General features: G+C 41.9%; 21 protein-coding genes. 10 read left to right on the forward strand and 11 right to left on the reverse strand.

The features are described from left to right. Positions 1-41: 41 nt before the first annotated feature. Entirely contained in the window at positions 42-1,121 is a 1,080-nt protein-coding gene (recF, locus tag EQG61_RS08410; RefSeq protein WP_129461480.1) for a DNA replication/repair protein RecF, read from the reverse strand. Between the two features lie 141 nt (positions 1,122-1,262). On the opposite strand from recF, the gene EQG61_RS08415 reads away from it, so the two are divergent. The 6 genes from EQG61_RS08415 to EQG61_RS08440 all read left to right on the forward strand — a co-directional run bounded on the left by EQG61_RS08415 (position 1,263) and on the right by EQG61_RS08440 (position 7,344). After that, positions 1,263-2,072 (forward strand): tetratricopeptide repeat protein, encoded by an 810-nt coding sequence (locus EQG61_RS08415; protein ID WP_129461481.1) that lies wholly within the window; start codon positions 1,263-1,265, stop codon positions 2,070-2,072. A gap of 34 nt (positions 2,073-2,106) precedes the next feature. Continuing rightward, positions 2,107-2,598: a 6,7-dimethyl-8-ribityllumazine synthase gene (gene ribH, locus EQG61_RS08420; protein ID WP_129461482.1), complete on the forward strand. Its 492-nt coding sequence runs from the start codon at positions 2,107-2,109 to the stop codon at positions 2,596-2,598. Between the two features lie 145 nt (positions 2,599-2,743). Then, the gene (gene mutL / locus EQG61_RS08425; RefSeq protein ID WP_129461483.1) at positions 2,744-4,624 is read left to right on the forward strand and encodes a DNA mismatch repair endonuclease MutL; all 1,881 of its coding nucleotides are present in this window, start codon (positions 2,744-2,746) and stop codon (positions 4,622-4,624) included. Next, a complete protein-coding gene (locus tag EQG61_RS08430) occupies positions 4,621-5,421 on the forward strand; it encodes a rhomboid family intramembrane serine protease (protein ID WP_129461484.1) in 801 nt (266 codons plus the stop codon). Before mutL ends, EQG61_RS08430 begins: the two co-directional genes overlap by 4 nt. A 1-nt stretch (position 5,422) precedes the next feature. Continuing rightward, positions 5,423-6,295 (forward strand): rhomboid family intramembrane serine protease, encoded by an 873-nt coding sequence (locus tag EQG61_RS08435; protein WP_129461485.1) that lies wholly within the window; start codon positions 5,423-5,425, stop codon positions 6,293-6,295. Beyond that, the gene (locus tag EQG61_RS08440; protein WP_129461486.1) at positions 6,292-7,344 is read left to right on the forward strand and encodes an endonuclease/exonuclease/phosphatase family protein; all 1,053 of its coding nucleotides are present in this window, start codon (positions 6,292-6,294) and stop codon (positions 7,342-7,344) included. The genes EQG61_RS08435 and EQG61_RS08440 overlap by 4 nt, the downstream gene beginning before the upstream one ends. Here EQG61_RS08440 and EQG61_RS08445 read toward each other — a convergent pair. The 10 genes from EQG61_RS08445 to EQG61_RS08495 all read right to left on the reverse strand — a co-directional run bounded on the left by EQG61_RS08445 (position 7,341) and on the right by EQG61_RS08495 (position 17,739). After that, the gene (locus EQG61_RS08445; protein WP_129461487.1) at positions 7,341-7,964 is read right to left on the reverse strand and encodes a WbqC family protein; all 624 of its coding nucleotides are present in this window, start codon (positions 7,962-7,964) and stop codon (positions 7,341-7,343) included. The genes EQG61_RS08440 and EQG61_RS08445 overlap by 4 nt on opposite strands. Next, positions 7,964-9,556 carry a signal peptidase I gene (gene lepB, locus EQG61_RS08450; RefSeq protein WP_129461488.1) on the reverse strand — a complete coding sequence of 531 codons (1,593 nt, stop codon included), beginning with the start codon at positions 9,554-9,556 and terminating at the stop codon, positions 7,964-7,966. The genes EQG61_RS08445 and lepB overlap by 1 nt, the downstream gene beginning before the upstream one ends. Positions 9,557-9,568: 12 nt before the next feature. Beyond that, the gene (gene dapB / locus EQG61_RS08455; protein WP_129461489.1) at positions 9,569-10,267 is read right to left on the reverse strand and encodes a 4-hydroxy-tetrahydrodipicolinate reductase; all 699 of its coding nucleotides are present in this window, start codon (positions 10,265-10,267) and stop codon (positions 9,569-9,571) included. Between the two features lie 35 nt (positions 10,268-10,302). After that, positions 10,303-10,839 (reverse strand): DUF5683 domain-containing protein, encoded by a 537-nt coding sequence (locus EQG61_RS08460; protein ID WP_317127773.1) that lies wholly within the window; start codon positions 10,837-10,839, stop codon positions 10,303-10,305. Positions 10,840-10,871: 32 nt separating this feature from the next. Continuing rightward, positions 10,872-11,774, reverse strand: a complete 903-nt coding sequence (locus EQG61_RS08465) for a ParB/RepB/Spo0J family partition protein (RefSeq protein ID WP_129461490.1) — start codon at positions 11,772-11,774, stop codon at positions 10,872-10,874. A gap of 6 nt (positions 11,775-11,780) precedes the next feature. Next, entirely contained in the window at positions 11,781-12,545 is a 765-nt protein-coding gene (locus EQG61_RS08470) for a ParA family protein (protein ID WP_129461491.1), read from the reverse strand. A gap of 173 nt (positions 12,546-12,718) precedes the next feature. After that, a complete protein-coding gene (locus tag EQG61_RS08475; protein WP_164974915.1) occupies positions 12,719-13,600 on the reverse strand; it encodes an SDR family oxidoreductase in 882 nt (293 codons plus the stop codon). Positions 13,601-14,056: 456 nt separating this feature from the next. Continuing rightward, a complete protein-coding gene (locus EQG61_RS08485; RefSeq protein WP_129461493.1) occupies positions 14,057-14,995 on the reverse strand; it encodes a T9SS type A sorting domain-containing protein in 939 nt (312 codons plus the stop codon). A 120-nt stretch (positions 14,996-15,115) separates the two neighbouring features. After that, the gene (locus EQG61_RS08490; protein ID WP_129461494.1) at positions 15,116-16,714 is read right to left on the reverse strand and encodes a tetratricopeptide repeat protein; all 1,599 of its coding nucleotides are present in this window, start codon (positions 16,712-16,714) and stop codon (positions 15,116-15,118) included. Positions 16,715-16,818: 104 nt separating this feature from the next. Next, on the reverse strand, positions 16,819-17,739 hold the full coding sequence (locus EQG61_RS08495) for a LysR family transcriptional regulator (protein ID WP_129461495.1): 921 nt from the start codon (positions 17,737-17,739) through the stop codon (positions 16,819-16,821). Between the two features lie 339 nt (positions 17,740-18,078). On the opposite strand from EQG61_RS08495, the gene EQG61_RS08500 reads away from it, so the two are divergent. The 4 genes from EQG61_RS08500 to EQG61_RS08515 all read left to right on the forward strand — a co-directional run bounded on the left by EQG61_RS08500 (position 18,079) and on the right by EQG61_RS08515 (position 24,250). After that, positions 18,079-18,435, forward strand: coding sequence for a hypothetical protein (locus EQG61_RS08500; RefSeq protein ID WP_129461496.1), 357 nt, complete (start codon positions 18,079-18,081; stop codon positions 18,433-18,435). A 75-nt stretch (positions 18,436-18,510) separates the two neighbouring features. Beyond that, the gene (locus tag EQG61_RS08505; RefSeq protein WP_129461497.1) at positions 18,511-19,593 is read left to right on the forward strand and encodes an efflux RND transporter periplasmic adaptor subunit; all 1,083 of its coding nucleotides are present in this window, start codon (positions 18,511-18,513) and stop codon (positions 19,591-19,593) included. A gap of 18 nt (positions 19,594-19,611) precedes the next feature. Then, complete coding sequence (locus tag EQG61_RS08510) at positions 19,612-22,809, forward strand: efflux RND transporter permease subunit (protein ID WP_129461498.1); 3,198 nt, start codon at positions 19,612-19,614, stop codon at positions 22,807-22,809. After that, a complete protein-coding gene (locus tag EQG61_RS08515) occupies positions 22,802-24,250 on the forward strand; it encodes a TolC family protein (RefSeq protein ID WP_129461499.1) in 1,449 nt (482 codons plus the stop codon). The genes EQG61_RS08510 and EQG61_RS08515 overlap by 8 nt, the downstream gene beginning before the upstream one ends.

The following is a 24,250-nucleotide window of genomic DNA, read 5'->3' on the forward strand; positions in this document are numbered from 1 at the left end:
CTAAAAATAGTCACGTAAAGATAGCTAATCTGTAAGCTATGTTACAAATGAAATAATTTATACGTTTGATGGGTAGTTTTTACAATCGCTTCCGTGCGTTCGGGATGCGTATCCGAAATAAATAGTTGCCCAAATTCGTCTTGGTTGACCATGGAAACGATTTGTGCGACCCGACTTTCGTCCAATTTATCGAAAATGTCATCAAACAATAAAATCGGTTTTTCACCACTTTGTCGTTTGACAAATTCGAATTGGGCCAACTTTAACGCAATCAAAAACGATTTTTGTTGCCCTTGGGAACCAAACTTTTTAATCGGATGTTCGTCAATTAAAAACGCCAAATCGTCTTTGTGAATTCCGGTAGATGTATATTGTAATTGCTTGTCTTTATTAATGCTTTTGGCAAGAAGTTCGGCAAAAGCGCTTTCAAACAAATCACTTTCATACTGCAGTTGCACCTTTTCGGCCTGCCCCGTAATTTGTTGGTGGTGTTTTTGGAAAATGGGAACAAATTCGGACACAAACGCCTGTCGTTTCTCGAAAATGGGTTGGCCTAAATCCACTAACTGTTCGTTATACACGCTTAATGTGTCGTGGTCATAGGTGTGATTTAAAGCGAAATATTTGAGCAAGGCATTGCGTTGACCCACCACTTTTTGGTACTGAATCAACTGGTGCAAATAGCTCGAATCAAGTTGCGAAATCACGGTATCCATAAACCGTCGACGGGTATCGCTGCCTTCCGTAATTAAATCGGAATCAGAGGGTGAAATAATCACGAGCGGAATAAATCCGATGTGATCGGAAAACTTTTCATACAACTTCCCGTTGCGCTTTAAAGTCTTTTTTTGTCCTTTTTTCAGGCTGCAAGTGATTTGCTCCGGGCGTGCATTTTTTTCAAATTCCCCTTCAATCATAAAATACTCTTCACCATGACGAATGTTTTGAACTGCTAAAGGATTGAAATAACTTTTCCCGTAGGCCAAATGGTAAATGGCATCCAAAACATTGGTTTTTCCTACGCCGTTTTTTCCCACGAAACAATTGATTTTGGCATCAAATTCAAACTTGACGTCAGTAAGGTTTTTGTAGTTGAGTAAAGCGATGTGTTTTAAAAACATTGCAGGACAAAGGATTACCGGATTGGACCCAAATGGAGTATCATTTTTTTTGGGAGGTGCAAATTATTGAAAAATATCGAAAAAAAGGGCTTTTAAATTTGAATAAAAATTATATTTTTGCGCACACTAAATTAAACGTAAATGGCGACATATAATAAAAGAGGTTATAAAGCCCCCAAAGAAAAAGTAGAAAACGAAGAAAATGTACCGATGGATAATCAGTACATCGAAGATATTCCTAATGTAGATGAAAAAGACAGTACTACAGCTCGTGCATTCGATGCTTTAGACCAAACTGCATCACGTACAGAGGAGTGGGTGGCGCGTAATCAAAAATACATCTTAGGATTTTTAGGTGGTGCTGCTTTGATCACTATCGGTTATTTGATGTACCAAAAATTTATTGTGGAGCCAAACGAAATGACCGCTACGGATGATTTGTTGGTAACACAACAAAATTTCCAAGCTGCAGTAGATGCACAAGATCCTAAAGTGCAAGATTCTTTGTTTAATTTGGTAATCAAAGGTGCTGAAGGAAAACAAAGTGCAGTTGAATTAGCCAACCAATATTCAGGAACTGATTCTGGAAATTTAGCGAATTACTATGCGGGTATTGCGTATTTGAACTTGAAAAAATACGACGATGCGATCAAATACTTGGAGCAATACAAAGGTAACGATACGTTCACCGGACCAATTGCTACAGGTGCTATCGGTGATGCTTACGCACAGAAAAATGATAATGCTAAAGCGTTGGAATACTACGAAAAAGCAGCACGTGCGAACGCCAATGATTTTACTACACCGCGTTATTTGTTCAAAGCGGGTGTGATTTCTATGGAAATGGGTAAAAAAGAAGAAGCGGGTAAATTTTTCGCTGAAATTAAAGAGAAATACGAAGACACGCCAGAAGGACAACAAGTGGATGCGTTAATTGGAATGACGAAGTAATTTCGTTTCCAAGCGCTTAAATTCTAAAAGTCACATGGCTACAGAAAATAAAAATTTATCCCATTACGATAAAAATACAATCCCAAACGCGAAAGATTTTCGGTTTGGGATTGTTGTTTCAGAATGGAACGGTCACATCACGGGCGGACTTTATCAAGGCGCCGTGGATACCTTAATCGATTGTGGCGCTTTGCCCGAAAACATCATCAAATGGGAGGTTCCTGGGAGTTTCGAATTGATTTACGGAGCCAAGCGAATGATGGATACCCAAAACGTGGATTGCGTCATCACCATTGGCTGTGTCATTAAAGGTGAAACCATGCATTTTGAGTTTGTCTGTGAAGGGGTAACCCAAGGGATTAAAGACTTAAACGTAATCGGTGATATTCCCGTTATCTTTTGTTTGTTAACCGATAATAACGAACAACAGTCCATTGAACGTAGTGGTGGAAAACACGGGAACAAAGGAGTTGAAGCCGCGATTACTGCGATCAAAATGACCGACTTGCGGGAACGCAGCAAATAAGATACAACGAACCTGTACGAAAGTGCAGGTTTTTTTGTTTTTAGCACTTGGTTAACGTGTGCACTTCATCAAATTTCTGTACATTTGTTTTTGACCGAACCCTAACAAATAAATGGGGTAGGTGCTTCAAAGTCAGTTCACTACTATGTCCAGTATTATCCAATTATTACCCGATCACGTTGCCAATCAGATTGCTGCAGGTGAGGTGGTGCAACGACCCGCTTCGGTCGTGAAAGAATTACTTGAAAATGCCGTGGATGCCCAAGCAACCGATATCAAATTGATTGTCAAGGATGCAGGCAAAACCTTGGTACAAGTAATCGATAATGGTATAGGGATGAGTGTAACCGATGCGCGTCTCTGTTTTGAGCGTCATGCCACTTCTAAAATTCGTCAAGCCGAAGATTTATTTGCCCTTCATACCAAAGGTTTTCGCGGAGAAGCTCTCGCTTCAATTGCTGCTATTGCGCATGTCGAAATGAAAACCCGCCAAGAACAAGAGGAATTGGGAACGCATATCGTTATTGAAGGCAGTAAATTTGTCGCACAAGAACCGGCCGTTTTACCCAAAGGAACCTCTTTTGCAATCAAAAATTTATTTTTTAATATTCCCGCTCGCCGCAATTTTTTAAAGTCGGATCATGTTGAATTTCGACATGTGTTGGATGAATTTCAAAGAGTTGCTATGGCACATCCCGGAATTCATTTTACCTTAATTCACAACGGTAGCGAAACGTTTAATTTACCGAGTTCCAATTACCGCCAGCGAATAGTAAATATTTTTGCAGGGAAAACGAATGAAAAGTTGGTTCCCGTCGCCGAAGAAACCGATATTCTTTCCATTCAAGGATTTGTGGGGAAACCCGAATTTGCCAAAAAGAACAAAGGCGAACAGTTTTTCTTTGTGAACGACCGTTTTATTCGTAGTAGCTATTTGCATCACGCGATTATGTCGGCCTACGAAGGGTTGTTGCGTGACGGCATGCAACCGAGTTATTTCTTGTATTTGCAAGTCCCGGCGCATTCGATAGATATCAATATCCATCCAACGAAAACCGAAATTAAGTTTGATGACGAACAAGCCTTGTATGCCATTTTGCGTTCGGCGGTGAAACATAGCTTAGGGCAGTTTAATGTGGCTCCTGTCTTGGATTTTGAAAGAGACCCTAATTTGGATACACCCTACGAATACCAAACCAAATCGGCGGAATATCCAACCATCGAAGTCGATCGCAGTTATAACCCTTTTGCCGATGAAGTGCCCACACGTCGTGAACCAACTCGCACTGCTTCTGCAGGGAGTTACAGCAATCATTTCAGTAAACCCGCTGCAGCCCCTAGTTGGGAGAGTTTGTATGTGGGATTAAAACAAGATACCGAAGCTGTTGATTTTTCTGCTCTAGAAATGGAAGCGGAAGACGAAATTGCGCCGTCATTGTTCAATTCTCAAGAAACAGAAACGTCCACCCAAAAGACCTACCAACTCCAACGTAAATACATAGTGAGTCCGATTAAGTCGGGTCTAATGTTGATCGACCAAAATCGCGCCCACCAACGGGTGTTATATGAACAATATTTAACCAATATGACGGTGCAACAAGCGGCGAGTCAGCAATTGTTGTTTCCGTTGCAAGTGTCCTTTAATCCGGTTGAATTGCATGTATTACACGAATTGCAAGACGGATTGCAAACTGTAGGATTCACCTTTGATCGTTGGGAAAATGATGGAGTAGTGATTTCTGGAATTCCGATGCATACCAACGAATCCATGATTCGCCAACTCATGGAGGAAATTGTGCATGCGTTTCAAGAAGGACTTTCTGACAGTTTTAGTCAGAATGACACCCTGGCCAAGTCCATGGCACGGTCTTTGGCCGTTAAAAATGGAGCGTTTTTAACGGATAAAGAAATGGAAGCTTTGGTCAACAATTTATTTGCTTGTAAGGATCCCAATGTGAGTCCGTTTCAAAAACCGACGTTCATTACTTTGAGTGTGGACGAAATCGATAAAAAATTTACACTATGATGCAATTAACACCGGTTGTCAAACAACTGTTGATTATCAATATCATCTTCTTCGTAGGATGTTACACTTTACCGCATGCCAACGATTGGTTTGGTTTGCATTATTACGATAGTGATTTGTTCCATCCGTGGCAATTTTTCACCTATATGTTTATGCATGGCGGCCTATTGCATATTTTCTTTAATATGTTTGCGTTGGTGTCGTTTGGCGGCCTCCTAGAGCATTTCTGGGGGAGTTCGAAGTTCCTATTTTTCTACATTTCTTGTGGGTTAGGAGCCGCATTAGTGCATATGGGTGTGAGTTATCTCACTGTGCAAGATGTGATGCATCAACTGTCAGGAACTCAAATTACAGCTGAGGATGCGCGACTTTTGTTAAATGCCAATTACCAAACTATGGAAGATGCGCAAGGTCATATCATGGGTTCGGTAAATGATATTTTAAATAAATACCATTTTACGCAAGAACAATTTAATATTCTAGGTCATGCCATTGCAGAGTATCAAGTGCCAACAGTAGGCGCCTCTGGGGCTGTTTACGGTCTACTCGTAGCTTTTGCCTTTATGTTTCCGTATGCAGAATTGTCGCTAATGTTTATTCCTATCCCCATCAAAGCGAAGTATTTTGTCCCAATATTATTGTGTATTGACTTAATTGGTGGATTAAAGGGTTCGTCTATTTTTGGTGGAGCAAGTACAGGAATTGCACATTTTGCCCATTTGGGTGGTGCACTCACGGGTTTTATCATGATGTGGATTTGGCGCAATCAAAAGTTTAACCAAAACCGTTGGAATTAAAATGAGTATTTGGCAAGATATCAAATTGCAGTACCGTATTGGAGGCATTGTCAATCAGGTGATCTATTGGAATGTAGGGGTGTTTTTGATTGCAATTCCGCTCTTTTACAGTTTCCGACAAGGTTATTTTGACTATCCCAATTGGTTGGCCTTGTCCTCGAGTTTTCAAGAGTTTCCTTATCGCCCTTGGACACTAATTACCTATGGTTTTCTCCATTCGGGATTTTTGCACCTGTTTTTTAATATGGTGATGCTTAACTTTGCTGGTCGCTTGTTTCAAACCTTTTTTACCCAAAAACAATTCTTAGGCATGTATTTACTGAGTTTGGTGTTTTCCGGACTCTCATTTGCCATCATTTACACTTTTTTAGGGGGGAATAACAGTATTGTCGGGGCTTCCGGTGCTGCTTTGGCCACCCTTGTGGCGGTGACTACTTATCAACCTTTAATGGAATTGCATTTAATGCTTATCGGTCGTGTCAAACTATGGCATGTCACGGGAGTATTGCTTTTATTAGATGTTTTACAGTTTTCGTTGGGCAATTCGGGTGGACATATTGCGCATCTTTCTGGAGCTTTGTTCGGAATCATTTACATCAAACTCTTACAGTCAGGAACCGATTTGAGTGTAGTGGTGACCAAAGTGATTGATTTTTTTGCTAATTTAGGAAAACCCAAATCCAAGTCACCCTTCAAGCACGTACATAAAAATGCACCCCCAAAACGAAGTGCTTCCCAAAGTACGGGTGTAGTGATGAAGGATAAAAAACAACAACAAATTGACGAAATTTTAGATAAAATCAGTCAGTCGGGATACGATAGTTTGACCCAAGCTGAAAAAGAATTTTTATTTCGCGCAGGAAACGATTCATGAAAAAATTGTCTAGGTTTAATAAAGTAATGTATGTGCTCAATACGGTGGTTATCGTACTGACTTTCTTGGCCTATGTACTGCCTTTCTTGGCGCCCAAACTTTTTCCTTTTCTTTCTGTATTGACGTTGGTTTTGCCTTTTTTCCTGATTGTAAATGCCTTGTTTTTTGTGTATTGGTTGATTCAAATGAAGCGGCAAATGATTTTGTCCGGACTCATATTAATCCTTGGAATTACCTTTGTCAATAAATTTTATAAATTTTCTTCACTGGATTTACCTGCTGAAGAAGGAGATATGGTGGTGATGAGTTATAATGTTCGACTTTTTAACCTGTTCCAATGGATTCCAGGTGAACACGTGAAAGAAGACATCAAAAACTTCATCAATGAAGTCAACCCCGATATTCTTTGTATACAAGAGTATTCTGAAAATGCAGGTGTGGATTTACGGGTTTACAAATACCGCACAATTTTCATGCAAGGCAATCAGATAAAATCGGGTCAAGCTATTTTTTCTAAATTTCCCATTATTGACGAGGGTCAGATAGCCTTTGAAGGTTCAGATAATATGTTGGTATACGCTGATATTCGCAAAGGACAAGATACGCTGAGAGTGTATAACATGCATTTGCAATCCATCAAGATTTCACCCGACGTGAATGAAATGGAACAAAGTGTAGATTCTATCAATAAAAAGAAATCCTCGATGGTGTTCAATCGCATTAGTGATGCGTTTAAAAAGCAACAACAACAAGCCGAGAAATTGATGGAACACAAAAGTACGTGTACGTTCCCGATGTTGATTTGCGGCGATATGAATAACAGTGCGTTTTCGTATGTGTATCGCGGAATTAAAGGTGATTTAAACGATTGTTTTGAAGAAGCGGGAAAAGGCTTTGGGAAAACCTATAACTTTAAATATTATCCCGCACGAATCGATTACATTTTTGCCGACCGCCAATTTAAAGTCAAAGAATTCCAAAATTACCCCGAATTCAAAAATTCCGATCACTTTCCTGTGGTGACGCGTATTCGTTTTGAAAAAGACTAAAGGGTTTGACGCTGTAAGTAATCCAATGCACGTCGTCCTTCATTGAACAACAAATCCAAGATGCTTAAATTGTTCAAAAATCCGTGCTTATCACCAAATACTTGAATGTAGCTTTCGAATTGTGACGTATTTTTTTTTCCATTGATCAAATGGCGGAAATCGGTCTTGTCGTTAACTTCGTGAAAGTATTCTTCCGTTTCATCATACGTAAAATCCAATCCCAAACAACCCGAAACTATCTCCATGGTTTGGTAATTCAAATCCATTAAAAACGTATGCTTTTTTTCAAAAATGGGTACAATATCGTCTTCAAAATATTCGAAAAAGGGCGACGTACGGTAAGCAGCTTCTAACGACTTGAAATGTTGTTTTTGCCAATCAAAAGCCGTTTCCAGTTGCACATCCCGCATACGCTGATGGGCCGTTTTCACATGTTTGATGGGCACATTCAACAATTGCAAACCGTTCGGACTGTAAATATACATTCGATTACGGTTGGTTTGTTTTTGGAAATTATCCCCCGTTTCAAACGTCACATGCCCCGATTGAGCCAAGACGGCAAAAGTACTGATGGAAGGGAAATACCCCGGATGCACTAAAGTATGAGCAAAGTTGGTCATTACGATTCACTCTTGTTTTTGCGTTTTTTCCAATAGTATTCACCTACAAAATACAATCCTAACAATACTAAGAAATATTTGAAGTAGGATTGGGGTTCGCCATCACCACTTACAGTAGTAAATAAACGATCCCAACGAATACGCCATTCTTTAAATCCTTTGTCAAAGTTTTTGATACTCATCCAAATGAAAATCGGTTTTCCTACAATATGATCTTCAGGAACATAACCCCAAAAACGCGAGTCCTCCGAACGGTGACGGTTGTCTCCCATCATCCAATAATAATTTTGTTGGAAGGTATAGGTTGAAGAAGGTTTGCCATTGATGAGAATTTCACCATTTTTCACTTCCAAAGTATTGTGTTCGTAATCGCGAATGATTTTTTTATAAAAGGGCAATGTGGTTAAATCCAACTTCACCGTTGCTCCCGCTTTGGGTATGTAAATCGGACCGAAATTGTCCATATTCCAAGGTTTCGTCTGTGGGAAAACGGATAAATCGGGTTTTTTTGAAATCATTTTAGTCACCGATTTGACACCAGGGAAAGAACGCATGTTAGCAGCGGCTTTATCGGTCATTGCCATAACATACAAAGTGTCGCTTTTTGCATCATTATTTTTGAAATAACCACCATCCGTGATGTCATTTTGATCTAAAAACGGTGTTAAATCAGAAAGCTGATTGTGGTCATAAGCCACTTCATACGAAAACTGTGGCTTAGCACGTTCAGGTAAAATCAATTTATTTCCATTGACAAATACGTCACCGTCTTTGATTTGTAAACTATCACCTGCAATTCCGACACAGCGTTTTACATAGTTTGATTTCTTATCAACCGGTTTCAAATAACGGCGATCTTTCGTAAAGAACTTAGCCACAGTATCCGCAGGCCAGTTGAAAACCACAATGTCATTATTTTTTACCGATTCAAATCCTGGAAAACGCAAATAAGGCAATTCAAATTTGTTTTTCCATGAATCCGGATTTTCATTATCGTACAAATACGATTTTGTTTTGATAAAAGGAATCGTATCATGTACCATAGGTGCCGCTACAGTAGTGTTGGGCACTCGAGCTCCGTAATGGAATTTACTCACAAACAAAAAGTCGCCAATTAGCAACGATTTTTCCAATGAAGAAGTCGGAATCGTAAACGGTTGAATGAAATAAGTGTGAACGAACGTTGCTACAACTACCGCAAAAAGTATCGAACTCACGGTTTCTCCCGTTTTGGTTTCCGGATGTAAACTGCGGTCTTCGCGATACACCAACTCTTGCGTATAATTCACATAGTACAAATAGAATCCCAGAGTAAATACGGCTAACGCAGTGTCTGCTGTGGATTTTTTGCCAAAACTGCGCAAGGTTTCCACCCAAATCACAGGGAAGAGAATCAAGTTGATGATGGGAATGAAAAGTAAAACGGTCCACCACGTAGGACGCTTAATAATTTTCAATAAAACAATTGCATTGTAAAGCGGTACTGCGGCTTCCCATGCTTTTCTTCCGGCTTTGACATAAAATTTCCAAGTTCCCGCTGCATGAATCAACTGAATAACAAGGATAAATAGTAACCACTGTGATAAGTTCATTGTGTGTGTATTTTAAAGTTCTAAAACATCTTTCATTGTGTATACTCCTTTACGTGGAGCCAACCATTCAGCGGCTATTACCGCACCTAAAGCAAATCCCTCACGGTTATGTGCCGTGTGTGAAATGGCAATAGTATCTACCGCCGAAGTGTAGTAAATATGATGCGTACCCGGCACATTTTCAATTCGTTTCACATCGATGAATAAATCGTTTGTGTTCGAATTCTCAAGCGTCCAATGTGCATGACCGCTATGTTCCATGACACCTTGGGCCAAAGTAATTGCTGTACCACTGGGTTTGTCCAATTTCTGGGTATGGTGAATTTCTTCTAAAGAAACCTTGTATTGATCAAACTTGGTCATCATTTTAGCCAAATACGCATTCAATTCAAAAAACAAATTAACGCCTAAACTAAAATTGGAGCCGTAAATAAAAGCCCCTTGTTTCGCTTCGCAAAGTTGTACCATGTTGTCATACTCGGACAACCAACCTGTTGTTCCTGAAACCACAGGAATGCCCAATTCAAAACAAGCGGTAATATTTTCCACAGCCGAATCGGGTATACTAAAATCGATTGCCACATCGGCTTGCTCCAATCCTTCAAAACTGGAGTTGCTGGATTTGCGTAAAACAATCGAATGACCGCGCTCTTGCGCAATACGCTCGATTACTTTTCCCATTTTTCCGTATCCTAATAAGGCAATTTTCATACTACTTTAGTAGCCGCAGCTGGTATTTTGTTACACTAAAATTTTAAGGAAACCCCAATGCCTAAGTTTTGGCGTCGGGTAAGGTCATTCTGAATCAAATCGGGTTTCAACGATAAATTGTCATTGACATTGAATTGCATCAAGTGCGCATCTACATTGGCCTCTACAATATTCAGAATGTAAAAAACGCCCACCAACAAAGCCGATAAGTCCCGGTTACGTTGGTAAAAACGCTGCGCCTGAATCAAACGCGAATCATCCAAATACGAAAATTGATCATCCGTTAGACCCAATAATCGATTCTTGTACGCATCCCGATAGGCATGGTATTTATTGTTGTTAAAAATGTAGGCATAAACGGATGTCCCAATGGCGGCATACACCAGCGGAATTTTCCAGTATTTTTTATTGTAGGCCTGACCCAGTCCGGGTAAGACCGCAGAGTAAAAAGCGGCTTTTGAAGGCGCTAACGGATTAATTGTAACCGCCTTTAGTTTGGTTGTATCACTGGGTTTAACCGTCAACGGTTTCACCTCTTGTTGGACTTGTGCCCGCGCGGCGCATCCTAACAAAAAGCAGGTTAGGAGGATGTACCACCCGCGAATCACCCTTTTTGAATTAATTTGATGATACGATTGAAATCTTCTTCCGAGTGGAAAGGAATACTGATTTTCCCTTTGCCATTTCCAGCAACTTTTACATCTACTTTCGCCCCAAAAAAATCCACAAAAGCTTTCTTTTGGTCGGCAGCAACTTCAAAATTTTGAGCTGATTTTTTGGCTTTGGCTCCCGGTTTTAAGCCGTCTTGGTATTTTTTTACCAAGGCTTCGGTTTCCCGTACGGAAAGGTTCTCACTGACAATTTTTTGGTAAATATCCGCTTGAACTTCGTGGTCTTCAATGTTGATGATGGCGCGACCGTGGCCCATCGAAATGAAACCATCGCGAATGCCCGTTTGGATAATGGGATCCAATTTCAACAAACGAAGGTAGTTGGAAATCGTCGAACGCTTTTTTCCAACTCGATCACTCATTTGCTCTTGGGTCAATTGAATTTCTTCAATCAAACGCTGGTACGACAAGGCAATCTCAATGGGATCCAAATCATGACGTTGGATATTTTCCACCAAAGCCATGACTAACGACTCGTTGTCGTTGGCAATACGAATGTATGCGGGTATCGTAGTCAAACCGACCAATTTCGAAGCACGCAAACGGCGTTCCCCCGAAATCAATTGGTATTTATTGAAATCTAATTTTCGAACGGTAATGGGTTGGATCACTCCCAATTCACGAATGGAAGTTGCCAATTCCTGCAACGCCTCTTCGTTAAAGTTGGAACGCGGCTGAAACGGATTGATTTCTACCGAATCAATATCAATTTCTAAAATATTACCAATCAGTTGATCGGCGTTTTTGTCTTCTGCCGAACGAATATCGTTTTCCGGATCTTTCAATAAAGCTGAAAGTCCTCTACCTAATGCCTGTTTCTTTACCGCTTTTGTCATAATTCACTAGCTGTTTTTCTTAATCACTTCTTCCGCCAAACTCAAGTAATTGGACGCTCCTTTGCTGGTGGCATCAAAATTAATGATGCTTTCCCCAAAACTGGGAGCCTCACTGAGTTTTACATTGCGTTGGATGATGGTTTTAAACACCATATCGTTGAAGTGTTTTTGGACTTCTTCCACCACTTGGTTCGATAAGCGCAAGCGGGAATCGTACATGGTCAATAACATGCCTTCGATGTCCAAGTTGGGGTTGTGGATTTTTTGGACACTTTTTACCGTGTTCAATAATTTTCCCAAACCTTCTAAGGCGAAATACTCACATTGAATCGGAATAATCACCGAATCCGCCGCGGTCAATGCATTCAAGGTCAATAAACCCAAGGAGGGAGCACAGTCGATTAAAATGAAATCGTACTGTTCGCGGATGTCTTTCAAGGCCTGCTTCAACATGTACTCTCGGTTCTCCTTGTCCACCAATTCGATTTCAATCGCCACCAAATCAATGTGGGCCGGAATAACGTCGACATTGGGTGAAGTACTTTGCATTACCGCTTCAGCAGGCGTATTGCTGTGTTCCAAAATTTGATAAGTACCAATATCTACTGATTCCACATCGATACCCAAGCCCGAAGTAGCATTGGCCTGTGGATCCGCGTCAATTAGTAATACCTTTTTTTCCAAAACACCCAACGATGCCGCCAAGTTTACCGAAGTAGTTGTCTTGCCCACACCGCCTTTCTGATTCGCAATAGCAATGATTTTTCCCATGAAAAATGTCCTCAATTTTAAGAGGTGTAAAAATACAATTTATTATGGTTTATTCAAGCCTTATTTGTTAACAATCGCCTAAAGTTTTTCAGTTTTAATCCTAGTTTTTTGAGACTTAACCACATAGTTAATACGCAAAAAAAAATCGGAATGTTCGTCCGATTTTCTTTTTTTTATTTACTCCCTTTACTCTTGATCATGGCTTCCAACATGTCCCACATTTCTTGGGGAATTTTTTCCAAAATATTGAACTGTCCCGCACCTTGCAACCATTCGCCGCCGTCAATTGTGACGACTTCGCCATTGATATAGGCCGAGAAATCAGAAACCAAATACGCGGCAAGATTGGCCAACTCCTGGTGGTCGCCCACGCGTTTCAGAGGCACTTTTTTTGCCATATCAAATTTGTCGGCTAAATCGCCCGGTAACAAGCGATCCCAAGCGCCTTTAGTAGGGAAGGGACCCGGTGCAATGGCGTTCATGCGGATGCCGTATTTGGCCCATTCTACTGCCAAACTGCGCGTCATGGCGAGCACTCCCGCTTTGGCCGTAGCACTCGGTACCACGTAGCCCGAACCCGTCCAAGCGTAGGTGGTCACAATATTCAAAACGTTGCAATTCGTCTGTTTTTGGGCAATCCAATGCTTACCAAATGCCAATGTACAGTTTTTGGATCCTTTTAATACAATATCGATAATGGTGTCAAACGCATTGGCCGACAAACGCTCGGTAGGGGAGATGAAGTTCCCCGCTGCATTGTTCAACAACACATCGACTTTTCCATAGGCTTCAAGTACCGCCGCCAACATCGCTTCCACTTGGTCGTAATGGCGCACATCGCAAGCCAAAGGCAAACATTTTCCACCCGTTTCAGCTTCCAATTCAGATGCCGTCGTTTTTAATTTTTCCAAATCGCGGGAGGTAATCGCCACTTGCGCCCCCAATTCCATAAAATATTTCGTCATGGCTTTGCCTAATCCGCTTCCACCACCTGTAATGACAATCGTTTTTCCTTCTAAAGCTCCATCGCGAAGCATCTTTGCTGCAAAATTCATAAAGGTCTATTTTTCGTAAAGATAGGAATTAATTTGTTATGCATGCATAGTATATTCTTTTTTTGGGCGCCCCTCCTTGCGTCGGCCGGGTCATCCGTTGCAAGTCCGTTGGCTCCCTTCGTCCGCCATCCGGGCTTTCCACTACTACCCCTGGCGCGGGTCAATGTGTCAACCTGCCTGCCGGTAGGTAGGTGTGGCAATGTGTCAATGAGTCAATTTGCCTGCACGCTAGTGAGCAATAAACGATAAGTTTACACTCATTACACCCCTTCCCCTTCCCCTTCCTCCACCTTTCCACTTTCTCCACTTTTCCACCCACTCATCATTCATAACTCATCATTCATAACTCATCATTCATAACTCATCATTCATAACTCATCATTCATAACTAAAAAAACCGAACCCAGTTTCCCAAGTTCGGCCCGAATAAGCACTATTCGACTTTAGTATAGCTCGTTATTTTTTGATGATTTTTTGGGTGATCATTTGATGGGCATCTTGAGCGGTTAAAATATAGGTCCCCGATTCCAAGTCGCTGATGTCTAGCGTGTACAAGTAAGGTCCCGAACTCTCCATGGTATTGGTACGCACGCGTTTACCCGTAGTGTCAAACAAGTTGTAGGTCACCAAACCGACTAAATCGCCGGGACGAATTTCCAATTGTCCATTGACCACCTCAGAGATTACCGCAAATTTTGGAGACGCAATTGGATCAATGACTACATTGTCGAGAGCTGCAAAATTCGTCACCACATTATCTACGACCAAACGCGTACCAAATACGGGAGTTTGTCCTTCTTTTGCTGTTTTCAAAGTAATGTACATGTAGGAAGGGGTCGAACCCGTATTGAAAGGAATAAAACTGTACAAGTATTCAAAATTGTTTCCTGTGGGGACTAAATCAATGGTGGTCGAACCAATTTCTTCACCTTGATTATTGAGAACCGTGATTTTGGCTTCACCTGTTTCATTTCCAGCGGGTAAAAATTTATAATACAAGCCCAACAAAGTGACATTAGCACCGGGTTCAATGGGCACTCCTGCATTCCATCCCGGACTATCCAACTCGGGATTGTTGAAGATTGAAGCCTGAGCCATGATAGCTTCATTTCGTGTTACATTAAAACCATTGGATAACTCCATTGCATATTGACCTGCCTGACTTTCTGTAGTTGAAAAGACAAACGAAGGTATGCACCAAGGGTATTGGATTTGATCCATTTCTGTTTCGCCTGTTGTCGGATTAATGCTGATCATTTGCACAAAATCCATTCCCCAATTTGAGGGCAAGAAGTTCTCTTTGACAACTTCAAAATCACCATTGGTTACTTGGGCAAAACCACCCCAACTGAGAAGTAAGGCAGTCATACTGGAAATAAGGTAATTCTTTTTCATAGGATTTGATTTTATCGTTTTTTGATTGTTGATTGGTTGTCCAAATGTACGATTAGTTTCATACGTTGTATCTTTTTTAAGGTAAACAACAGGTAAACATGGTGCGTAATGATCTGTTTTTTATAGATTTAGCAAAAACTCAGTAAGGTTGTCTTCGGTTTGCATTTGCAATTTTTTACGCAAACGGTGCCGCGCTGTTTTCACACTATCCGGTGAAATATTCAATATCGCCGCCATCTCTTTGATGGATAAATTCATTTTGATCAATGCACACAGTTTTAAATCATTGGCACTAATCTCTGGAAAGCGTTGTTTCAACCGTTCGTAAAAATGACGATTCGCATTTTCTAAAACCACATCGTAATCTTTCCACACCCGATCCTGAATTCCTTGCTGTTGGACCAAACGAAGCAACTGTCCCTCAAAACCGTTTTGTTTTTCCTTGACCAAACTTTGGATGTTTTCCAACAACTCATTTTTCTCGAGCATTTGTAGGGTCATCGAACTCAGTTGCTGCTCCCGATGTTCCAAGTCGCGGGTGTATTGTTGCTCTTTTAATTGTTTCTGCTCTTCCAAAAGTTGCATGTACGCTTCTTTGGCACGCAATAACTCCCGATCGCGTTTTTGATAGCGTTTTAGATAAAAGTAAATCAGACTAAATGCCACAACGATGACGCCGAGTAAAGCCCACAAAATGGTGTTGGTTTGTCGTGTCCACTCTTTTTCACGGGTAACTAAATTAAGTTGCCGGTCTTTTTCGCCCAATTCAAACTGCAAGGCCAGACTACGCGCCATGCGTTCGCGCTCTTCCGTGAAAAAAGTATCTTTTAATGCAATTAATTTTTGACGAAAACGACTTGATGCGGCATAGTCGCCCAAACGGTCATGAACCGCTGCTTGTTGTTCCAATACCTGAATGGCAAAACTTTTATCGGTTAATTTTGGGGTTAGTGTCCATGCTTGTTCCAAGACCGTTATCGCTGTGCCGTATTGATTGGTTGCCGCTAATCTTCGCGCTTGCCCCAATAACGCACTTACCATGGCTTGCTGGTTTTGGGTCGCTTTTGCCAGATTCCATGCTTTTGAATAGGCGATTTCGGCTGCTTGAAATTGCTTGTTTTTTACATACAAATCCCCTTGAGCTATGAGCGCTCCGGGTAAATACACACTGACTTTATTTTGCTTAAAAAGTGTTTCCGCCTGTTTAAAATAGAATTGAGCCGAATCACCCTTGCGCAATTGAAGATTTAATTTCCCCAAGCTCATATAGGCCAAACCCAAAGTTCCCGTAGTATCGACCGTATTCTCTAATAATCGTATAGTTTCACGCGATAATTTTTGCGCTTTGCTGTAGTTTTTTTGCCGACTGAATACCGTACTGATTAGTTGCAAGCAACGGGCACGTCCCAAGGTGCTGACTTCCGGTTGGGTGGTTTCAAGCGATTGGTATTCGTGTAACGCTTGAAGTGCAAATTGTAATCCGCGCTCCAAACTCGATCCGTAGGTGCAAATTCCCAAGTGGAGTAGGGCTTCTGCATTGGCTGCAGTTTGGTGCGACTTTACCGCTTGTTGGTGGGCTTTCCAAAATTGGGCATACGCCAAATCATCCCGATCTTGGGCCAAGTGGTGCCACCCTAATCGCATTAATGCATTATGGTTTTGGGCAGCGGAAATTCCGATTCCAAAAAGTAACAATACGATGAGGTGCATTTTTTTCATTCCCTCAAAAATAGACAAATCCGTTGAACCCAAGACTAATTTCGGGTTTACAACAGGTAAACACAATGGCTATGGGATTGGAATACAAATAAATAAGTGGCGTTTTAAAGTTGGGTAGCCCAGCCAAAATGAGTTTGTATAATTGTCGATTTATTCTCTAATAAGTAGTTTTTAAAAGCTTCAGCCGCGGGTGAAAGGTTTTTGGATTTTAACCAAATCAAATTCCATTGCGAAAATTGGGGCAATCCTTCTGCAGGAATAATTTGCAAATCGCCGTTCTGTAATTCATTTTTGATACCAATCACCGGCATAATCGAACAACCCAATCCTGCTATAATCGCTTGTTTCACCGCTTCATTACTGGTCAATTCCATTTTTTTGGTAATCTTGATGTTTTGCTGTTCCAAAAAACGCTCCATCACATGGCGGCTGCCCGAACCCGGTTCGCGGTAAATCAAGGGTAATTGCTGAATCTCATCCAATGTCAACGGACGTTTGGGTTTGTCAAAATTGCGATTGGCTACCAATACCAATTGATTTTCCATCAACGGGATGTTTTGAATATTCATGTCGGGCAATACGGAAACCAACGCAAAGTCAACTTCATTGCGTTCTAGCGACTTGACAACACGATTTTTATTGGTAACATCCAACATCAATTCCACCTCTGAATGGAGTTTCATAAAGTCGGCCAACAAATAAGGAATGACATATTTACCCGTAGAAACCGAAGTAATCTTCAATTTTCCCGACAATTGTCCTTTAAATGCCATCGTTTTGTAATTGATGGCGTGTACCTCATTCAAAATATTTTCAGCTGCACGTGCAATTTCTTGCCCAAACTCGGTGACATACAATTGGCGTCCCACCACTTCAGTCAGCGGAATATCAAATTGCTCCTGAAAATTTTTCAATTGAATGGAAACCGCAGGTTGGGTAAGGTACAACTCCTCAGCCGCTTTGGTGATACTCTTCGTCTCAGACACTTTTAAAAATACCTGAAGTTGGTGCAGGGTGTAATTCATAAATATTTTTTATGATAGTAAGCAAATGTACACATTTCGTTTATGCGACAATCGTTTCAATGTTTTATTTCTTTTTTTGATTTTATAATTTAAACAACAACTGTCCTAAATCGTTTGCGAATCCTCATTTTTTACTTAATATTTTCCAAACAAATCCTAATGATTTGCAAATGAAACGTAAATGCAATTGAATAGTTTGTTGAAAATGAGTGTGTTTTAAAAGTATAAAAATAATTTATACAATCCATTATTTCATTAAATAAAAATCACTTCAAATCCCGTAGTTACTTTGTACAGCAAAGAGGACTCCGTTTTGAGAACCTCCCATTTGTGTACATTATGAAACGATTTATCACTTATTTCTTACTTGTAACAGCCTTATTCTCGTTCGGTCGCATGCCGATGAGTTTTGCTTTTGCACCCGAAAAAGTGATGACTACTGCAGGGAGTTCGATCGAACATTTCAACAAGGCTGCCAAGTTTGGAACTTTCCAAATGGTCGAGTTTGATAACGAAGCCGAAGATGATGTGCAGTCCAGCCAGGATTGGTATATACCAGTTTCCAATGCTATTGCTTCAGTAGTAGTGTTTTTTCCACAACTTCAAACCCCACGATCCATTCCATCCCACCGATTGAATTGGACACTTCCCAAAACTACACCGCTCTTTATTCAGCTGTGTAACTACCGTTTGTGATTTTTACTTCTTTTTTGGCTTGCCGTAGGTCGTTTACCTACCCATTTCCCATTCCCAAAATTTAAGTAAAATATCATGAAAATAGTATTGCGATGCAGCTTGTTACTCCTTGCAGTAATGGCCCTAAGCTGTAATTCACACCAAGAAGAAAAACAAGAAGCGGTCAATTATATTGCCACCAGTCCGCTGAAAAAAGACACTTTAGTAACCCGTAATTATGTGGCACAAATTCGTTCGGTACAACACATTGAACTCCGTGCTTTAGAAAAGGGGTACCTCCAAAAAATATACGTAGATGAAGGTCAGTTTGTACGTCAAGGACAATTGATGTTTGAAATCATGCCCATGATCTACAACGCCGAATTCCAAAAGGCTAAGGCTGAAGCCAACTACACCGAAATCGAATACCAAAATACCAAACAGTTGGCCGATCGTAATGTTGTTTCTCCCAACGAACTCGCACTCGCCAAAGCCAAATTGGATAAAGCCCGTGCCGAAGTTTCACTCGCCAAAACGCATTTGCAATTCACGCAAATCCGCGCTCCTTTTAGTGGTTACATGGACCATTTTCAAGTGCGTTTGGGAAGTTTGGTCGATGAAGGTGATTTGCTAACAACCCTTTCCGATAACTCCAAAATGTGGGTGTACTTCAACGTGCCCGAAGCGGAATATTTGAACTACAAAACCCACACGACAACGGAGAATATGGCCCAAGTAAAATTGTTAATGGCCAACAATCAACAATTTGGTGCCGTAGGAAAAGTAGAAACCATTGAAGCCGACTTCAACAATGAAACTGGAAATATTGCTTTCCGTGCCACGTTCCCCAACCCCAAAGGTCTCTTGCGTCACGGGGAAACAGGAAATATTCAAATGTCCATTCCGTTGAAAAACGCCATTATCGTGCCCCAAAAAGCTACTTTCGAAATTCTTGAAAAACGCTACATTTTTGTCATCGATAAAAACAATGTGGTGCATTCCCGCGAAATCAAAGTGGGTACCGAATTACCTGATCTTTACGTCATTGAGAGCGGATTAAAAGGCGACGAAAAAATCCTACTTGAAGGCATCCGTAAAGTGAAAGACGGTGACAAAATCAAGTTCACCTACGAACGTCCCGAGCAAGTATTGCCCAAACTAAGTGTGTACGTAGAATAACTTTAAAACGCTGAAATTATGTTTAATAAGTTTATTCAACGGCCCGTATTGGCTATTGTCATCTCTTTGATTATCCTGTTTTTAGGGACTTTAGCCATCAAAAAATTACCTACTTCACAGTTTCCTGAAGTAGCCCCACCCGTAGTGATGGTGAGTGCATCTTACCCCGGTGCCAGTGCCAAATCCTTGGCCGAATCAGTAATTATTCCCCTCGAACAATCCATCAACGGTGCTTGGGGCATGCGCTATATGTCTTCGGATGCTACGAGTGCTGGGGAAGCGAATATCCAAGTAGTGTTCGAACCCGGAACCGATATTAACCAAGCCTTAGTACAGGTTTCCAACCGTGTGCAACAAGTAACCAACCGTTTGCCCATCCTCGTACAACGCGAAGGAGTGGTGATTACACCCGTGATTCCGTCCATGTTGATGTACGTGAATTTGTATAGCAAAGACAAGAATGCCAACATGAAATTCTTGTTCAACTATGCTGGGGTGAATATGGTGCCCGAACTTCAACGGATCAATGGAGTAGGTCAAGTGCGTATCCTCGGAAGTCGTCAATATGCCATGCGCGTTTGGTTGAATCCCGATCGCATGCGAGCTTACAAGGTTTCTCCCGACGAAGTCATGGAAGCCATGAACGACCAAAGTATCATCGGGAAAGCTGGACGTATCGGTCGCGGTGACGGTAAACAAGCAGAAGCATTAGAATATGTGCTCACCTACAACGACCGTTTTAACGACCCCAAACAATACGAAAACATCATCATTCGCGCCAATGCCAACGGGGAAACCTTACGTTTAAAAGACGTGGCCACCGTATCTCTAGGCAGTGAATACTACGATATTTATTCCAACATGAACGGCCATCCCTCTGCGGCTTTGGTCATCAAACAAACTTACGGCAGTAACGCCAGTGAAGTGATTAAAAATGTGAAAGCGAAGTTGGAGGAATTGAAAAAGACCTTCCCGCCGGGCATGGAATACGAAATCAGTTACGACGTGTCCAAATTCTTGGATGCCTCTATCGAAAACGTTATCCACACACTGCGAGATGCCTTTATTTTGGTAGCCTTAGTAGTGTTCATTTTCTTGGGCGACTGGCGTTCGACCTTGATTCCAACCCTCGCTGTTCCCATTTCGTTGATTGGTGCTTTTTTCTGTATCCAATTGTTCGGACTCAGTATCAACATGGTGACGTTGTTTGCCCTAGTTTTAGCCATCGGAATTGTGGTGGATGATGCCATCGTCGTCGTCGAGGCGGTCCATGCCAAGATGGAAGAGGAGCACCTCACACCTTATAAAGCCGTACGTAAAGTAATTGGCGAAATCTCGGGTGCCGTTATTGCAATTACCTTGTTGATGGTGTCGGTGTTTATTCCAGTTTCGTTTATGACCGGACCCGTGGGTACTTTCTACCGTCAATTCTCTATCACAATGGCTTCGTCTATCGTGTTGTCGGGTATTGTGGCGTTGACCGTTACTCCCGTATTGTGTGCAATGATTTTGAAAGATAACCACGGCAAACCCCGCAAGAAGTCGTTGATGAATCGTTTCCTCGATGCTTTTAATGCCAAATTTGACAAGCTTACCGGTCGCTATGTTGGCTTACTTCGTTTGGTGGCACACCGTAAAGTGTTCACCATCGGACTCTTTGTCGTGTTTGCGTTGGGGATTTTTGGTGTAAGCAACAGTTTGCCTTCCGGATTTATTCCGAGTGAAGACCAAGGAATGTTGTATGCTATCATTCAAACGCCGCCGGGTTCAACGTTAGAACGAACCAATGATTTGTCCAATAAATTGGTGAAAATCATCAATTCAGTAGAGGGAGTTCAATCCGTTTCTTCTATCGCAGGTTATGAAGTTTTGACCGAAGGCCGCGGTTCCAATGCCGGTACCTGTTTGATTAACCTTAAACCTTGGTCAGATCGCAAACATAGCGTTCACGAAATCATTGAAGAATTGGAACAAAAATCCAAAGAAATCCCTGGAGCAACCATCGAATTCTTTGATCCACCCGCTGTACCCGGTTTTGGGGCTGCTGGAGGTTTTGCCCTACAATTGTTGGATAAAACCAACTCGGGCGACTTGAACCAACTCGAGAAAGTGAAAAACGATTTTATGCGTGAATTGGGTAAACGCAAAGAACTCACCGGTTTGTTTACCTTCTTTAGTGCCAATTATCCGCAATACGAAATCGAGTTTGATAACCAAGCCGCCATGCAGAAAGGCGTTTCGATTGGTAATGCAATGAATACCTTGTCCATTTTTGTGGGAAGTACCTACGAACAGGGATTTATCAAATACCAACGTTTCTTTAAAGTCTTTGTTCAAGCTTCCCCCGAATACCGTCGTTTGCCCTCGGATATTATGAATCTGTATGTGAAAAATGATCGGGGTGAAATGGTACCGTTTTCGGCCTTCATGCACATTATTAAAAAGCAAGGGGCGAATGAAATCAACCGTTTCAACATGTACAACACCGCTGCCATTCGTGGTGGTGCCGCCAAAGGCTACAGCAGTGGTGAAGCCATTAAAGCAGTAGAGGAAGTTGCAGCGCAAACCCTTCCACACGGTTATGGCATTGACTGGGCCGGATTGTCGTATGACGAAACGCGCCGCGGTAACGAAGCCATCTATATTTTCTTGGTAGTGTTGGTGTTTGTGTATTTCGTACTTGCAGGACAATACGAAAGTTTCATTATTCCGTTGGCAGTAATCTTATCGTTACCGGCCGGAATCTTTGGTTCTTTCTTATTGATCAAAGGATTGGGCTTGGCCAATGATATTTATGCGCAGGTCGGATTGGTCATGCTGGTCGGACTCCTCGGTAAGAACGCGGTATTGATTGTTGAATTTGCCGTACAGAAACAACAAGAAGGCATGTCGGTACTCGAAGCCGCTATTGAAGGGGCACGTGTGCGTTTCCGTCCCATCTTGATGACTTCCTTTGCGTTTATTGCCGGACTGATTCCTTTGGTAATGGCACACGGTGCAGGAGCCATTGGTAACCGAACCATCGGAGCCTCTGCTTTGGGAGGAATGTTGTTCGGAACTGTGTTTGGTGTGATTATCGTCCCCGGATTGTATTACATCTTCGGTTCGATAGCAGCCGGACGTAAATTGATCAAAAACGAAGACAACAGTCCGCTGACCGAAGACATTGCCCACCAATTAGATAGTTTCCCTCAAAATGATGAAGACGATGAATAAGTTGAAAAAAAATGCCCTATATACAGCGACAGCTTTGGCTACGCTACTCTACGTTTCCTGTGGTGTGCCCAAAACGGCCACCCGGGAAGCGAATACTTCCGTGCCGCAAACGTATGCCAATGGAAGTACCGATACCTTGACTTCGGCACAAATCAATTGGAATACTTTTTTCAAAGATCCCAATTTGACGGCCTTGGTCGATCAAGCATTGCAAAATAACCAAGAGTTGAACATTCTTTTGCAAGAAATTAGTATTGCCAAAAACGAGGTAAAAGCCCGAAAAGGAGAATATTTACCGTTTGTGACTGCGGGTGCGGGTGCCGGAATCGACAAAGTGGGTCGCTACACTAGCCAAGGAGCAAGTGACGAAGCCAACGAAATCGCGCCCGGTAAGAAATTCCCCGACCCGTTACCCAACTATGGAGCGGGCGTACAAATCAACTGGGAAGTCGATATTTGGAAAAAGTTGCGCAACGCCAAGCAAGCCGCCTTGCACCGCTATTTGGCAACTGTGGAAGGGCGAAATTTTATGGTGACCCATTTGATTGCTGAGGTGGCGACATCTTATTACGAACTCTTGGCGTTGGATGCCCAATTGGAGATGTTGCAACAAAACATTGCCATCCAACAAAATGCTTTGGAAGTAGTAAAATTGGAAAAAACAGCAGCACGCGTTACCGAACTCGCCGTTCGGAAGTTTGAAGCGGAGGTGTTGAAAAACCAAAGCCGTCAATATGAAATCCAACAGCAGATTGTAGAAACCGAAAACCACATTAATTATTTGGTAGGTCGTTTTCCACAACCTGTACTGCGCACAACAACTGCGTTTACCGAAAGTACGCCAGCGCTTGTGAACAGTGGTATTCCTTCCCAACTGTTGGCCAACCGTCCCGATATCCGTCAGGCGGAGCAACAAGTGATGGCTTCCAAATTGGATATTAAAGCAGCCCGTGCGGCATTTTATCCGTCGTTTGCCATTCGCAGTGGTATAGGCTATAGTGCTTTTAATCCGAGTTATTTTTTGAAAACACCCGAATCGTTGGCGTATTCCTTAGCGGGTGATTTGGTAGCGCCTTTGTTGAATCGAAATGCGATTAAAGCCAATTTCCTCTCGGCGAACAACCGTCAGGTGCAAGCGGCTTTTGGCTATGAGCGTACCGTCTTGAATGCCTATATCGAAGTGGCCAATCAACTGGCGCGCATTCAGAATTTGAACAAGAGCTACGAATTAAAAGACAAACAAGTGGCAGCTTTGGTGCAGTCGATCGATTTATCGACGCTGTTGTTCAAGTCGGCTCGTGCCGATTATATGGAAGTGTTGCTGACCCAACGGGATGCCTTAGAATCCAAAATGGAATTAATTGAAACCAAAAAGCAACAGTTTACCGCTGTTGTCAATTTGTACCGTGCGTTAGGCGGCGGTTGGAAAAAAAATAGATAA

Source organism: Flavobacterium stagni, from assembly GCF_004122105.1.
Taxonomy (GTDB): Bacteria; Bacteroidota; Bacteroidia; order Flavobacteriales; family Flavobacteriaceae; genus Flavobacterium; species Flavobacterium stagni.

Excerpts from the sequence above, each read along its gene's own strand:
- EQG61_RS08440 (WP_129461486.1), top strand. The coding sequence starts at position 6,292 with ATGAAAAAATTGTCTAGGTTTAATAAAGTAATGTATGTGCTCAATACG.
- dapB (WP_129461489.1), bottom strand. The coding sequence starts at position 10,267 with ATGAAAATTGCCTTATTAGGATACGGAAAAATGGGAAAAGTAATCGAG.
- EQG61_RS08485 (WP_129461493.1), bottom strand. The coding sequence starts at position 14,995 with ATGAAAAAGAATTACCTTATTTCCAGTATGACTGCCTTACTTCTCAGT.
- EQG61_RS08435 (WP_129461485.1), top strand. The coding sequence starts at position 5,423 with ATGAGTATTTGGCAAGATATCAAATTGCAGTACCGTATTGGAGGCATT.
- lepB (WP_129461488.1), bottom strand. The coding sequence starts at position 9,556 with ATGAACTTATCACAGTGGTTACTATTTATCCTTGTTATTCAGTTGATT.
- recF (WP_129461480.1), bottom strand. The coding sequence starts at position 1,121 with ATGTTTTTAAAACACATCGCTTTACTCAACTACAAAAACCTTACTGAC.
- mutL (WP_129461483.1), top strand. The coding sequence starts at position 2,744 with ATGTCCAGTATTATCCAATTATTACCCGATCACGTTGCCAATCAGATT.
- EQG61_RS08475 (WP_164974915.1), bottom strand. The coding sequence starts at position 13,600 with ATGAATTTTGCAGCAAAGATGCTTCGCGATGGAGCTTTAGAAGGAAAA.
- EQG61_RS08505 (WP_129461497.1), top strand. The coding sequence starts at position 18,511 with ATGAAAATAGTATTGCGATGCAGCTTGTTACTCCTTGCAGTAATGGCC.
- ribH (WP_129461482.1), top strand. The coding sequence starts at position 2,107 with ATGGCTACAGAAAATAAAAATTTATCCCATTACGATAAAAATACAATC.
- EQG61_RS08465 (WP_129461490.1), bottom strand. The coding sequence starts at position 11,774 with ATGACAAAAGCGGTAAAGAAACAGGCATTAGGTAGAGGACTTTCAGCT.
- EQG61_RS08470 (WP_129461491.1), bottom strand. The coding sequence starts at position 12,545 with ATGGGAAAAATCATTGCTATTGCGAATCAGAAAGGCGGTGTGGGCAAG.
- EQG61_RS08490 (WP_129461494.1), bottom strand. The coding sequence starts at position 16,714 with ATGAAAAAAATGCACCTCATCGTATTGTTACTTTTTGGAATCGGAATT.
- EQG61_RS08515 (WP_129461499.1), top strand. The coding sequence starts at position 22,802 with ATGAATAAGTTGAAAAAAAATGCCCTATATACAGCGACAGCTTTGGCT.
- EQG61_RS08415 (WP_129461481.1), top strand. The coding sequence starts at position 1,263 with ATGGCGACATATAATAAAAGAGGTTATAAAGCCCCCAAAGAAAAAGTA.
- EQG61_RS08445 (WP_129461487.1), bottom strand. The coding sequence starts at position 7,964 with ATGACCAACTTTGCTCATACTTTAGTGCATCCGGGGTATTTCCCTTCC.
- EQG61_RS08495 (WP_129461495.1), bottom strand. The coding sequence starts at position 17,739 with ATGAATTACACCCTGCACCAACTTCAGGTATTTTTAAAAGTGTCTGAG.
- EQG61_RS08430 (WP_129461484.1), top strand. The coding sequence starts at position 4,621 with ATGATGCAATTAACACCGGTTGTCAAACAACTGTTGATTATCAATATC.
- EQG61_RS08500 (WP_129461496.1), top strand. The coding sequence starts at position 18,079 with ATGAAACGATTTATCACTTATTTCTTACTTGTAACAGCCTTATTCTCG.
- EQG61_RS08510 (WP_129461498.1), top strand. The coding sequence starts at position 19,612 with ATGTTTAATAAGTTTATTCAACGGCCCGTATTGGCTATTGTCATCTCT.